Source organism: Thiocapsa marina 5811 (assembly GCF_000223985.1).
Taxonomy (GTDB): domain Bacteria; phylum Pseudomonadota; class Gammaproteobacteria; order Chromatiales; family Chromatiaceae; genus Thiocapsa; species Thiocapsa marina.
In genome coordinates this window covers 198,348-212,838 of the sequence record NZ_AFWV01000013.1, presented here as the reverse complement: position 1 = coordinate 212,838, position 14,491 = coordinate 198,348, and the positions used below count along the sequence as shown (strand labels likewise).

Sequence of the window (14,491 nt, the reverse complement as noted above, 5' to 3'; positions counted from 1 at the left end):
ACGATTGCGTGAACGGACAATTGGAACTACCTCGTCGATCCAAATGGGTTCGCTTGTTAAAATGTTTAACTAGTTTTTGAACCGTTACTTAGTCAATCAACCGGAGCGTCATCCAGTTAAGGAGATATTCGATCTCCAAAAATTCGTAGAGAGTGTCTGTGCACCAGCAAGTGGGCATACGATCTTTATCGCTCTAACACATCGTTCGTTGCGTGAATACGGTTCAAGTACGCAAGCGGGTTTGGATGTCAAGAACCGCCTGGAGACCATTGAGGGACGCTTCAGCAGTTTGCCGGTTGCGTTGAAAAGCTCGGAGGCTGAAGGCTATCATCTTTTGAGCGCGTTGGTTGCGCGTACCTCATTAGGAGATACGCAACTACTACAATCTCATGCCCGGGCTGAGGCACTCGCACAAGCATGTGCAGCCATGCCGCTGTTCTACAATTTGATCACGGATATCAAGCAGATCGTGATCGGCTGCTATCCCTTGCATCCGCTCACAGCGGCCGGACTCTTTGCAATTGCGGCTCATGGCGTCTATTCCCAGGCGAACCGCACCGTCTTCACCTTCTACGCTAATCTAGATGCGGTGACCGCCGGAACCGCCCTTGAGCGTGATGTCGATCTCGACGCACTTTATGGTTCCGAGCTTGTTCGATTGCCGGAACTGCTTAAGGTCTACGAAAAAGATATCTTTGAGGAATACCCTGGTCTTGCCGACGCCTATCAACATGGGGTTGCGACTGTGTCGCAGGGGTTTCCGAACGGGGATGGTATTAAGCGAGATATCCTATCGCTCTTGCTATTGGCTAGGGTATTAGGCGAACAGTTTCAGCCCACTGACGCATTTTTGGGAGCTGCGCTCTATGACACCGCGTCTGAGACTGTAGCACTTAAACAAGAGTTGGAGCAATTACAGCGCGCAGGGTTGATCTGGCGCCGTGAAACAGATGTTCCTGTCTGGGAGTTGGAATCGGAAAGCGGAACTCAGATCGAACCGTTGATCGAGCAGGATTTGAAACAGCTGCGCAAGATCCCGCTCATCAGTTATCTGCAGAATCACGCCGAACTGCGCCAGGAGTTGTTTCCACAGTGTGGAGACATCGACCTCGATCCTTCACCCGCCGGTATTGTGCGTTCGTTTCAGGTACGACTCATCGGGGAGTTTGCGGGCGGCCATGCGCCGACGCCGACCGATCCGCGAATCTCTGCACTGGTCCTATTTCTTGCGCTCGAAGATGCCCGTCAATTCGAATCGGTCGTCCGCGCCTGCGATGTATTGTCGGATCCCACTGTACCGACCTATGTGTGGATTCCTAAGCGGGGACTAGCGGAACTAGTTGACCCGATCCGACGCTATATTGTCGTGACTTCCCTATTAAAGCAGCAGGCTACGGGAGAGGGTGTCGTGCGGCGTTTGCGCAACGAGTTAGACAAGACCCGCCGTCTGCTACGCTCCGAGATTCATGAGCGTATGGGTCGCGCCGCGCTGGAACGTGGCGAGGTCGTCATCAAACGGATCGGTGATCCGGACGAGCATGTCCAACTTGCCAGTTGGCATGGATTCACGGATTACATCGCGAGCCAAGTGCAGGCCTTATATCCGAAAGAGATCCAGGTTCGTGCGATGAATGCCAACCGGCTTTACAATCCGGGAGAGCGCAGGATCAATCGCATTGATACATTGCTGCGCAATATCCTGAATTTTGAAGAGTTGCCTGTGAATTTGCGCAATGATTTGCTTGGTGAAAACAGCGAGAGCAGCGAGTTGGCAGCCTTAATTGACGGCACACTCGGGGTCTACACGAACGCCATCCTGCAGGAGCGCCCCGATAGCTGGGCTATGAAGACGCCCGAGGAGCTTGACGGGCCGGTTCGTGATGTTCTGATGCTCATCCGGGATCGCCTACTTGATAAACGGCGTAAGACTAGTGATGTCGCCGAGCTGCGCACAGTTCTGATGTTGCCGCCTTACGGTATACCGCTAACAGTCATTCCGATTTTCGTGGCCGTCGCTATCCGCAAGGATGCGAGTCGCTTAAAATGGGTAGGCAAGTCGTCCGAATCATTTGAGTCTCATCTCTGGAGTGCGTTCAGTTCGGTCACTGACAAGACGAGCAGGCTGCGGTTTGACACCTTCAAGCCTCGACAGCTCCTCGTACTTGAGGCATTGCATCGGGTGATGAGGTTGCCGCAGGTCAGCGCACTGGATACGGAAGAGCAGGCGCGTGAGGCCCTGTCGGCATTGCGAAAGTACTACCGCGATCTTCCGGATACCGTTTGTAACTCTCCGAGACTGGGCGTCAAGGCTCGAACTCTGTTTGATACTCTCAGGCAACCTGGCACTGATGCACAAGAGGTCGCGGACAGCCTCTTGTCGCTCGTCCATGGTGCGGCCGATATCGAGGAAATAATCCCCATCCTGCGCGACATTCTGGATGAGGTCGAACGAATCCAAGACGAACGCGTCGCAACCGTGCGCCAGGTGGTTATCCCGATTTTGCAGAAGCCAGATCAGAAGCAGCGCATCATCGAGAATCTCGCGAAGACAGGCAACGATCGGATCGCAAAAATCCTTGACGGCCCCGACCCGCATGATCAGGCAGCACTTTCCGAGATAGCATCCGCCATCATCGGAAAATCACTGGATCAATGCAGCGATATTGAGATCGGTCGTTTGAGTGGCGATCTAGAGAGGCGGTTGGAGCAGGCTGCTAAACCGACAGAGGAAGATGCATCGATTGACCAGAATGTCACGTCCATCGTTGGAACTAGCCTGAGCGGCTACGAGGTATCGGCCGTGATGGATGACCTATGCCCCGAGCACGGTTTCAGGCGCGGCCTGTCCATCCTCATCGAGCATTATGGCGTCAATCTGGGACCGGACAAGATAATGCGAGAGTTATACGCCAAGATCACGCAGATTAGCCAATCTGTCTCCGATCTTGAGTCCACCCGCTGAAGATGGCGATCGCCGTACGCATTATTGTCGACGATCTCGGATGCCCACCCGTATCGGATGAGGAATCGTTCAACTCGCCTGATGTGAGGGAGATCCACGCCATGCGTGAACGTATCAGCCGAACGTTGCGCACGCCGCAGACCGAGCCGCTGATCATCCGAATGCCTTCGGGCATTTTCCGGCGCTTCGCGAATCTGGAGGGCCAACCAGGATTGCAGGTCGACCGAATCTCGCCTCGATCTCTGTTGCGCGAGCGCCTCGGTTGCGCGATTCCGCTGTGGTTGACCGACGCAATGGCAGTAGCCCTGCTTGCCGTCGAGAGCAGCGCAGAAGCCCTTAGGGTCTTACCTACAGGTGACGCGGTAGATCGACTCTTGGGTCAACTCGATTCAAGACTCGCGGGCGCACCCGATCTTGCGACCATGCTCCGGGTATTGTGCGCGCTTGCGCCCGATGTCAGAGAAATCCTAACCCAAGCCGAGATCCGAGAGCGCTTGAAGGAGCGCTTCACTAACTTGGGATTGGTCCGGGCGGATGAGGTTCTCGGACTTTTCTTCGATGCCTCACATGATCCAGATGCGGTGTGTCTAGTCCTGGCGCGTGCGTGCATTCGTGATCGCTTAGAGGCGTTGTCCTTGCGTGACGATTTGTCACCGGCGACTGCTCTACCTCCGCGTTTATGCTCACAGGCGCTAGCACGACAACTCCCAACCCTCCCGATCATGGAAGAGGACGCGGCCCCTTTTCCGGTCTATTTGTATCACCTATTGGTGCTCGCCGAGCGACGAACACACAAGGGGGGAATGCCGGTTGAGCGGCTCGCGGATTATGTTCTGCAAGATTGGCCAGGGTTGATAGATGCTTTACAGATGCTGTTCGAGCAGAATCCCGCGATCGCGAGTGAGCCACTCATCCTGGCGTTGCGCCAGTTAAACAACGAGATGGCGCATGATCTCGCGGTACGATTGCGTGAATATTTGGATCACAAGCATTGCGATCCACTGCCTTTGAACGCCGCGGTCAAGGATGTCCTGCGCTGGAGTGAACGCTATTTCCATTACGCGCGTGGCGCGTTCGATCGACTGGACGAGCCAGACGATAGGATTTGCCAGGATTTTGCAAGATGGGTTGTCAGGGAGCAACATCGTATTATCCAGTCCGACTATGACTGGAGGCAGGTGGCACGCACCGTCGAAGAGTTGCTGGCGTCCGATCATGTCGTGATCCTCTGCGTAATCGATGCGTTGAGCGCCATCCATCTCGATCTGATGGAGTTGGAATTGCGCCAGTGCCTAGTCGATCAAGCAACTCCGGTTATCAAACCACTGTTCGCGCCTCTGCCAACGATCACGGAAGTGGGGAAGATTGGTGTCCTGACCGGAAACGAGCCCGTCAATCAGGTAACCGATTACGAGAAAGCTCTATTGGAACGCTTCGGCGCCTACGTGGAGGCCGATAGTTTGCAAATCGTCAGGAGTTGGAAGGAGTTTAGACAGTCTCTGCGACCGGCGACCCGTCTGTTGGTCTGTCTAGACAATCGGGTAGATGACGACCTACATCAATGCACTGATTATCGCCATCATCGTGAACGCGTGCGAACGGTTGGCAAGCAAACCGCAGAGTTGATCGCACAATGGCAAATTGACGCGGCGCGCTATCACAAGCAGTCCGCGATCCTGATCACGGCGGATCATGGCGCTACCAAGATATCGCGGCTCGCTACTCCGCTACCCGGAACACAGGCGGTCGAGCGCCGCTTACTTCGGATCGAGACGGCGCCCGAAACGGAGTCCAAGGACTTCGCATATGTTATCTCCAGGGCTACGGGTTACCTCATTCCCTATAGTCGGGTCGCGTTCGGATCGACCGCTACGCTGCTGCACGGCGGACTCACGCCCGAGGAGGTCTTGATACCCTTCATTTTGATCCTGCCAGGAAATCAGGGCGCCGTATTTGGCCTCCAACTTACGTCTGTGGAGACGCATTGCCCTGCCGCGACCCAAGGGTGGTATGTAAGGCTCTCTCTCTCGAACACGAACCGCGAGACATTCTTCAACCTCAAAGTCGTGGCAAAGACCCCGTTCATTGGTGAAAGTCCAGTGATCGCGCGACTTGAACCGCACGCTAAGAACCAAGAGATTGTGTTCAATCTCCGATCCAACATCGAGCAGCAGGGCCGGACGCAGGTTTCATTCGATCTACGCTATACGAACGGACGCTCTGAGGGTTATCATCGAATCTCATTTAGCCTTGATCTTGATTTGGCTGGACATCTCATGGAGAGGACTGAAGCCGCCAATGAATTTGATGACTCTTTTGATCTATAACGATATCCAAAATAAGCATGGCAATTAATACGAATCTAGATCGAAAAATCGTCGAATTACTTGGTGATCTGACGATCGATAAGGAGCGCGTCCGAAATCTGCGTATTCGCGAGACGAGAACCATAACGACATTCGTCGAGGAGTGGTTGGTTTCGCGATATCAACGTCCCGATAAGTCTGATGATGCAGTCTTCAATGATATTACCAGCTTCATGCGTCAACACTTGCCAACGAAGAGCGAGAAAGAGGTCATCAAGAATCGAATTATTAACGGTGATTCAGTTGTTTTGCTGGATCGCTTCGATGTGCGTGTGGATATCAAGCAGGGCAAACGTTTCGTCACCATCCCGTGTCTCGACGAGAGTCGAGCCGAGGCCAGCAACGTACTGCTAGAAGAGCATTCTGCCCTCCTTAGCGGAGGGCAATGGGGAGCGGGGCGGTTACAATTGAGGCAAGAAAGCAAGGGGCCAAATGTTATCGAATTAATCGAGTTTCGCCCGATGCAATCGGGACAAGTTCGATTGCAAGCGATTATTGACGCGCGCAAGGAGTTTTCCACCGAGGAGTGGTTGGCTGTTCTGATACGAACGATGGGATATGAGCCCGACTCATACTCGGTGTCGCAGCGTCGGCAAATGGTTCTCCGGCTTCTGCCGTTGGTGCAGAAGAATCTGAACATGATGGAGTTGGCGCCTAAGGGGACCGGAAAATCATTCGTATTCTCGAACTTGAGTCGTCATGTCTGGTTAAACAGTGGGGGAGCGCTTACGCGCGCTCAATTGTTCAAGAATATGAACACCAAAGAGGAAGGGCTAATAGCTCGTTTCGATGTGCTCGTGCTCGACGAAGGGCAATCGATCGAATTCAAGGGCGAAAGTGAAATTCATTCAAAGCTAAAAGACTATCTGGAATCCGGGCATTATACGATCGGGCAGGATAAGGTCACTAGTGAATGCGGTCTTATGATTCTAGCCAATATTGATCTAGACTATCACGGACAGCCGTCGAGAGCAGATTTCATCCGGCAATTGCCGGACATGTTCCATGACGACGCCTTGATAGACCGATTTCACGGAATCATTGCAGGTTGGGAGATCCCACGTATCAGCATTAGTCACTTCGCGCAAGGACCTGGCATTAAGGCTGACGTCTTTGGTGAGTATGCGCACCAGCTCAGAACGGAGAGTTTCAGCATATTTCCATATGGTGAAGCGCCCATTTTGAAAGGCGACACCAGGGATGTAAAAGCCGTCGAGCGATTAGCGCGTGCTTTGTCTCGATTATACATGCTGAACCCTGATCAAGCGGATTATGAGGAATTTGTCCTGCAGCCCGCTGTCGAGCTCCGCCAGCGTGTCCGTTCGCAATTAGCTGCGCTGAATCCCAGCGAATTTTCGCCAAGGATCCAGATTGAAATTCACTAAGCTGAGGATTATGGGTGCTGGAAAGCGTCTATATTACATCGATTGCGGTCGGGTAGATCGTCATGCCTCAAGGCGCACTCAAAAAATCTGGCGCCGGCAAAGTCTGCTAAGCAATCGGCGGCTACGAATGCAAATCGGCCATGCTGATCTCTCGGCGCGTTTGCGCAACGATCTGAATCCGCACAAGGATCAACTGATCTTCGGCCAGATCGACTACGCGCCTTGGCAGGGTGTGATCGAGGCGCTGCATGCGAAGGCGCAATGCGTCGCATGCATCGATCCCTTCGTCGACAAACGGCTGTTGCGGGTGGGCGAGGGAGACGAGCGCCGCAAGATCGTCGGCTTCACCTCCGGTCTGGGCGACTACGGCGAGCTGAATCTCTCCATCTCCACCGAACAGGACACGCTCATGCAACTGGCCGGTCTGGTGCGGGGGCAGTTGCCTGATCTGATGCCGTATCAGGTCGGCGGCGCCCTGGACGGCATGGCCGCGAAGGTGGTCAACGAGGCCGAGGAGGTCATCGGCCTCTCGGCGCTGCGGGCGGTCGTCGGCGACGGCGAGCGGGTGCGCGAGGTGGTCGGCTTCGCGGCGATTCGGCGCGCGTTGGCGGTTCCGCCGGCAGCCATGTCGCAGTTGTTGCCGGTGGATTCGCTGTTGCATTGGTTCGCCGGCAGCGAGGTGACTCATCGTCCGGATCTGTTGCAGTTGTCCCTGATCCCGCGCGAGGACGATTTGCCGCTGCTGCACGCGGTGGTGATCGAGTGCAAGTTCGCGCAACACAACCCCGCGCATTTGATCAAGGCGAGCGACCAAGTCCAGGAGGGCCTGGCGCACCTGATGCCGTTGTTGGCGCCGAATCGCGACGATCTGCGGCGGGTGAGCTTCGACCGTCGCTATTGGTGGGCGCAACTGCAACGGGCGGTGACCTCGCGCGCGGTCGTGAATCTCTCCGAGGTGGAGTGGTGCAAGCTCGATCGCGCCTTGGAGAATCTCGCCGAGGGCTATTACGAGATGACCTGGCAGGGCGCCATCTTCACCTTCTGGACCAACGAGGCGGGTCCGGAAGCGGTGATGACGCCGATGAAACTGCCCGTCGGCGTCGTCGGGGCACCCTTCGCTGTGCCGGATGATTTCGCGGTCTGGCATGTGGCGCTCGGCCATGAGGGTCTGACCGCACTATTCGGGGCGGATACGCCGCAGGGCTCGGTCGCCTTGGGCGAGCCGCGGATTGCCATTCGTTCGGCGGCCAAGCGTGCGGAGGACGTGCAGGGAGATGCCGCGGATCGGTTGTCCGTTGCGCGCGAGGGGGTCTCGGCATCCTTGCCCGAGACGGAAGGCGCGGACACTTCCGTCACCGAGACGCCGATTCGTGTGGTGCGGCGGGCAGTGATTCCGCCGGGCTCGCGCGACGAGGACACGCGGGTTGTGATGCCGGGCGAGAAGGCGGGTCGCGCGTCCGCGAAGCCCGGTGCGTCGGACGCTCCGACAACCGCGCTCGAGGGATCCGATACCGCGGAAACGGTTCCCGATGCCTCGAGTGGTGTCGTTCGGCGGATCATGCGCTGGCCGCTGTTCGGGCGGAAGGCCGGTGAAGGGGAGACTGAACCCGCGCCGACGGGGGATCCCGGGAACCCGAAGGAGTCGGGGAAGGGGCATGTGGTCCGACGCATGGAGCCGTTGAAGCCCACAGTGAAGGTGCCGCCGGTCGACGCGTTTCGATACGGTCGTGAGGCCAGGGTGATCCTCCAGGGTGCATCGAACGACGGGGGCTGCGATATCGAGCGGAAGGTGGCAGACGAACCGCTGGATGAATCGCAGGGGCCGGCCGTGATGTCGAATCAGGTGACATCGACGGTTACGGTCAAGGTCGATCCAATACTCAAGAGCCCACCGCCTGCGACCGACCCGGTTCCGGAGAAGATCCTGATCGGCACCCGGGTCAACGGGGAGCCGGTCTATTGGCATTACGGGGATCCGCGTCTTCAGAATCGGCACCTGCTGGCCTTCGGCGCCTCCGGATCGGGCAAGACCTACGGCATTCAATGCCTGCTCGCCGAGATGGCGGCTCAGGGGTTACGCTCGCTCATCGTCGATTACACCGACGGTTTCCTGCCGAATCAGGTCGAAGAGCGCTTCACGGCGATTGCTAAGCCACGGAACCATTTCGTCTTCACCGAGAAGCTGCCGCTGAATCCCTTTCGACGCCAACGCCAGGTCATCGACCCATCGTTACCGGCCGTCGACGAGAAGCCTTACGATGTCGCCACGCGGGTTTCGAGCATTTTTACCTCGGTCTTCGAGACCATGGGCGATCAACAACAGTCCGCGCTGGTACGGGTGATCGACGCCGGCATCACCAGCTCCAGCGCCTTCTCGCTGCCTAAGCTCTTGGACGCACTGCGCGGGGATGGTCAGTACGGCGAGAGCCTGGCCAACAAGCTGGAGCCCCTGATCAAATCCGAGCCGTTCCACGAGGGTGCAGACTCGGCTTGGGCCGAGATGCTCGCCTCGCCCGATGCCTGGGTCCATGTGCTTCAGCTCAAGGGACTGGCGCGCGACATCCAGCGTCTCGTCACCGAGTTCACGCTCTGGGATCTCTACGACTACGCAACCAGCACGGGGAGCCAGTATCGGCCCATCCCGGTCGTGCTCGACGAGATCCAGAACCTGGATCATCGCAGCGATTCACCCATCGATAAAATGCTGCGCGAGGGCCGAAAATTCGGTCTTTCCCTGATTCTAGCTACCCAGACCACGAGCCAATTCAACCAAGAACAACGCGATCGCCTCTTCCAGGCCGGCCATAAGCTCTTCTTCAAGCCCGCCGACACCGAGATCGACCGTTTCGCCGTTCTACTGAGCCAAGCCACCGGCGATTCCAAAGCCGAATGGAGCCAACGTCTCGCGAAGCTGACCAAAGGTCAATGTTGGTCGCTGGGCGGGGTGCTGACATCGAGCGGTGGGCTTCAGACGAAACCGGTGTTGGTGAAGGTGACGGCGCTGGAAAGCCGGGAGTTTGGGCAAGGTGCCTGAGGTGCTTTAAGTTGAACTCGACCCCGCAGGGCGTCTCGTGGGCGGAAGAGGACGACTGCAAGTCGTCTATCCCGGGGGCGTCGGCGCTCCGCGACGGGTTTCACTGTCTTCTGCGAGAGAGCATGTCATGAGCGCCCCGGCCCTGAGAAGCCACGACCATGCGGATTACGACTCCCCGTGGAAGACAGTCCTGGAGCGCTATTTTCCGGATTTTCTGGCCTTCTTCTTCCCCGACGCACATGCCGGCATCGACTGGACGCACGGTTACAGCCTGCTCGACAAGGAACTGCAAAAGGTGGTCCGCGATGCGAAACTCGGTCGTCGCTGGGCCGACTCACTGATCCGTGTCACCAGTCTGGAGGGAGAAGAGGACTGGCTGCTGGTGCATGTCGAAGTCCAGGGGCGTAACCAAGCGGATTTCGCTCAGCGCATGTTTGTCTACAATTACCGGCTCTATGATCGCTATGCCAAGCCGGTGGTGAGTCTGGCGGTGCTGGGTGAACCGAGTCGGCGCAAACACGGCGAGTTTGGCTATGCGCGATGGGGTTGCCGCATGGGTCTGCGGTTTCCCTTGGTCAGCTTGGCCGCTTATCGGACACGTCGCACGGAACTGGAATCCTCGGCCAACCCCTTTGCCGTCGTCACCCTGGCCCACCTCAGTGCCCGGGAGACCGCCCGATCGCCAGCCGATCGATATCAGGCCAAGCTAGGACTGATCCGCAGCCTCTACCGGCGCGGTTTCGCCCGCCAGGATATTCTTGAGTTGTTCCGGTTCATCGACTGGGTACTGACGCTGCCGGAGGGACTGGAGCAGCAGTTGTGGTCCGAAGTCCAGCAATTCGACGAGGAAAAGCACATGCATTACTTGAGCAGCATCGAGCGGATGGCGCAACAAAAAGGCATCGAGCAAGGCATCGAGCAGGGCACCGAGCAGGGCATCGGCCAAGGTCAAGCCAAGCTGCTGCACGCCTTGGTCCAGCAACGTTTCGGCCAGGTCCCGCCCGAGATCGAAGCGCGGATCCGCAGCGCGCGCCCGGATCAGTTGGAACAATGGGCGCTGCTGATTCTGGACGCGCAATGCTTGGACGATGTGTTCGGGGCGACAGGAGAACATTGAATCGTGCCCGGAGTCGGCCTTGTTCACAAGATCCAGAGCAGATTGCTCTGCGCGGAGGTTTTGATTGATCAGTTTCGCAGCACAGAAGAAGACGGTGGACGCCTTATCGCGCGCGCTCAAGCCGCTGTCATCCGAGCAGGCACTGCCGGTCGGAGATCTCGCCGATGCATTCGAGGAGGCAATCAAGGCATGTGCTCATCTCGATCTCTCGTCCCTGGCCAATGATTTGAAAGAAGAGGCGGAAGGCGTCCGGCTGCGACTCGAGAAGGCACTGGCGTCGCGGCGCGAGGACCTATTGAAGGCCGCACGGGAGCATGAGTTTCCGCACAAGCGCTTTTCTGACTACGATCATGTCGGCCCCTTCAAGATCTCCTACAAGGGGCGGTCGGTCCTACTGGCGCTGGGAAGCGAACGCTTCGAGACTCTGAGCGAGGCGAATGGCGCAGCACTCTTCGAGCTGATCCAAGAGCGGACGACCGGACTTGAACGCGATGCCATGCCGCGCGAGGTCTTTTTCCAGACGTTGAAGGATGCGCTGCGATTGGCGAAGACAATGGGACATGCTGAAGACGGGCGCGTTGCCGTCCGAGCCCTCTATCCTTTCGTTGTTCTCGCCCGACACGGTCGCTCCGAAGCCTTCTTGAATAAGCCGGATGGTCGGACGTTTAAGGACTACCCGCTGACTCAGTTCCTGTATGAACTGGCTCGCTTCGGTCGCGACGGCTGGCGCTGCGGTGATGAGCTGCTGCGCACGCAAACCCCGAATATGGCGACGATCAGTCAAGGCAAGACCCTGATGTTACCGAATCTGGATGCGCAAGACGGGACGAGTCATCGCATCGCCGTCCTCTGGATCGAGAAGCGCGAAGGCTAATGGAGCCGATCGAGATTTTGGCTCATCTCGCGAGCGTCGGGACGCCACCGGACGCGCCGTCGGCTTATGATTTGGCCGTGGGCCTGGATGGATACACCGATCACCTGAGCCGCGAAACACTGCCGTTCTTGGCCGGCGGCGGATGCGAGCTGCAGTTTGTTTACGGTCAGTATGGCCGCGGGAAAACGCATTTTCTGCAGACGATCGGCGAGGTTGCGCGTCGCAGCGGCTACGTGACCGCGTATGTGGATTGCCGTATGGGGCAGTCGCCATTCAAGTCCCTCCAGGACACCTATCGCATGATCGCCGAAGCCATGGTCGCGCCCGTGACGAACGGTGATCCGATACACGCGAAGGGCGTGAGCGGCGTGATCAGGCAAGCTCTGATGCAGAGTGATGACGTCGACGACCGGCTGCATGCCGTGCGCACCCATTCCGGCCTGAGCCCGGACTATCGCAATCTCGTCTACGCTTTCGCGAGAGCCGACGCCTCGGCGGGCGCTTTTTCAGCTCTAGCCGAGGCACTGGCTTCGCTGTTGCGCGCCGATTCCGGCTACGCGGTTAGACTCGGTGCGCTCTATCGGGATCATCCTCATCTACCGAAACCGATCGGCAAGCTCGGTCGACGCAACGCCGCGGTTTGGCTGCGATCGCTCTTGTCGCTGCCGTGGGCGCTCGGATATCCCGGGTTGGTGTTGTTGTTCGACGAGACCGAGCGCGGACATTCGTTCGGCTCGCGATTTTCGATCGTTCAACAGGGACATCTTGCAAACCTGCGCAACTTTGTCGACCACATGGCCGTCGGCTCTTTCCGGGGTGTCTCGATCCATTACGCCGTCGTCGAGGATTTTATCGAATTGGCGCGCGAACGCTTGGAGGCATTAAGTCAACGCATCGAGCGGGTGCGCGTCGATATCCGGGATGCGGACGGTGCGCCGCTTGGTAATCCGCGAGCCGTCTGGGTCAGTCTGGACGAGCTGACCCGACCGTCCCCGCGGGAAACGGATTTTTTCCTGCAGCTAGGCTCAGGAATCATCGAGATCGGTCGTCAAGCCGGAGTTCCTGCTGAACGGATTCCGCGCCTGCAGGAGAAGTTCAGCGGAGCAGCCCAGACCTATGCCGAATCGATTTTCGAAGGGTCGGTGCGTGAGTTCGTGAAGTTTGCCGCTGCGGCGGTTGCGCGGGAGGCGAATCGCCGTGTCTGAGAGTCAACTGGAAAGAAGCGAGGCATTGCAGCTCTGGGCCGTGCTGGCAACCGAAGGGAAAGCGCCGACCGAGCTCGGCAGTGCGCGCCAAGTCATTCCGGCCTATTCGGTCGGCATCGATGGCTGGCTCGATCGCTTGGCGGCGCTGTATCTCCAGGACCTATGCCGTCGGTATGCTCACTTCAAGCTGGCTCTAGCGCCGTATGGCGGCGGCAAGACCCATTTCTTGATGTCGCTCGGGACTCGGGCGCTCGACGAAAATTTTGCTGTCGCCTATATCGCTTGTGGTCCCGGAACCAGTCTCGACAACCCTCTGGATCTCTATCGGGCGTTCGCCCGTCAGCTGCAACTGCCCGGCGATGAGCCCACTGCCGGGATCCGTTCGCTTCTGAAACGCATTGTCAGCCGCAAGCGTTTGCAGATGAAGGAGCATCAGGTGTCCAACCCGGATGCTGCTTTTGCGGCTTGGTTGCGCCAGGTTCGCGAGGGGCAGCATCCGGAGAATGCGTTCGGTCGCGTGATGTTCGAGGCACTAAGGGCCGAATGGGATGCCGACACGGCCGTGGCAGGCGACGCCGCGCTGCGATGGCTGCAGGGTGATGTCGACACCTTGACGAAAGACGAGCGCCTGACCCTGAGGCTTGGAACGCTGACCGGAGCAGCGAAAGGCGAACTCGGCCGCAACCTGCTGCTCTCGATGATTCGTTTCGCACGGGAAGCCGGCGTTTATGGGGTTGTCTTGCTTTTCGACGAGGTCGAAACCTTGTTTACCGCGCGAGGCAGGGCGCTGCTGCGCGTCCTCTCCGCAATGCGCGTGCTAGTGGATCTCCCGAACGGGGTGCCCGGTGGGGTGCCGATGCTCGGGATCTTCTCGGCCGTGCCGGACATCCTCAACGAACTGGGTCGCTATCCGGCCCTACAGCAGAGGCTGACGGTCGTCGGCGCCGGATTCGACGAGGGCAACGATTTTGCGGCGCAGCTTCCTCTCGACCGTTTGGATCGTCAGGAGCAACTGCTGGCCGCCATCGGGGTGCGGTTGATCGGCGTGGGCGAGCAGGCGCTCGGGGTGCAGTTCGACCGCACGCTTCAAAGTCAGAACGCGGCCTTGCTGGCGCAGGTTGCCTCGGAGCGCAATCTCGAGGTCGACGCCAGGCGGCTTTATGTGAAGAGCTGGGTGTCGCTGCTGGACTTTCAGAGCCGCGAGGGCGAGCGCCTTGTTTCGGAAACCGAGCTCGCTTCGCGCTATCAAGGCCATTTCAACGACCTGAGATCGGCCGATGCGCAGGAGGACAACGAGCCGTGAACGTCGGGGATGCCGTCTTCCATCGGGATTTCGGACGTGGCTCGATTGTGCGTCTGTATCCGGAAGGTCCAACCGCAATGGTGGATTTTGGCTACATGATGGATCTGATTCCCCTGTCTCTCCTGACGGGAATTGGCCCTGATGGTCTGCCGTTACCCGTTCCGGTGACGCCGACGACACCGAAGTCCGCGCCGGTGTCCCCTCCTGGTTCCACGAGAGCACCGCGCACGCAACCCGGCAAGTTA

Annotated in this window: 8 protein-coding genes; all 8 read left to right on the top strand. The window is 58.0% G+C overall.

Annotation, left to right across the window (positions count from 1 at the left end; all coding sequences use genetic code 11):
- Positions 1-76: 76 nt before the first annotated feature.
- On the top strand, positions 77-2,962 hold the full coding sequence (locus THIMADRAFT_RS19070) for a hypothetical protein (RefSeq protein ID WP_139052913.1): 2,886 nt from the start codon (positions 77-79) through the stop codon (positions 2,960-2,962).
- Positions 2,963-3,063: 101 nt separating this feature from the next.
- Entirely contained in the window at positions 3,064-5,289 is a 2,226-nt protein-coding gene (locus THIMADRAFT_RS19065) for a hypothetical protein (protein WP_007194733.1), read from the top strand.
- Between the two features lie 17 nt (positions 5,290-5,306).
- Positions 5,307-6,713, top strand: a complete 1,407-nt coding sequence (brxL, locus tag THIMADRAFT_RS19060; protein ID WP_007194732.1) for a BREX system Lon protease-like protein BrxL — start codon at positions 5,307-5,309, stop codon at positions 6,711-6,713.
- Positions 6,714-6,840: 127 nt separating this feature from the next.
- Positions 6,841-9,747 (top strand): ATP-binding protein, encoded by a 2,907-nt coding sequence (locus tag THIMADRAFT_RS25875; protein ID WP_007194731.1) that lies wholly within the window; start codon positions 6,841-6,843, stop codon positions 9,745-9,747.
- Between the two features lie 127 nt (positions 9,748-9,874).
- Positions 9,875-10,864: a DUF4351 domain-containing protein gene (locus THIMADRAFT_RS19050; RefSeq protein ID WP_007194730.1), complete on the top strand. Its 990-nt coding sequence runs from the start codon at positions 9,875-9,877 to the stop codon at positions 10,862-10,864.
- 64 nt (positions 10,865-10,928) lie between these two features.
- The gene (locus THIMADRAFT_RS19045; RefSeq protein ID WP_007194729.1) at positions 10,929-11,738 is read left to right on the top strand and encodes a hypothetical protein; all 810 of its coding nucleotides are present in this window, start codon (positions 10,929-10,931) and stop codon (positions 11,736-11,738) included.
- Positions 11,738-12,943: a BREX system ATP-binding domain-containing protein gene (locus tag THIMADRAFT_RS19040; RefSeq protein WP_007194728.1), complete on the top strand. Its 1,206-nt coding sequence runs from the start codon at positions 11,738-11,740 to the stop codon at positions 12,941-12,943. Before THIMADRAFT_RS19045 ends, THIMADRAFT_RS19040 begins: the two co-directional genes overlap by 1 nt.
- Positions 12,936-14,246, top strand: a complete 1,311-nt coding sequence (locus tag THIMADRAFT_RS19035; protein ID WP_007194727.1) for a BREX system ATP-binding domain-containing protein — start codon at positions 12,936-12,938, stop codon at positions 14,244-14,246. Before THIMADRAFT_RS19040 ends, THIMADRAFT_RS19035 begins: the two co-directional genes overlap by 8 nt.
- Positions 14,247-14,491: the final 245 nt, after the last annotated feature.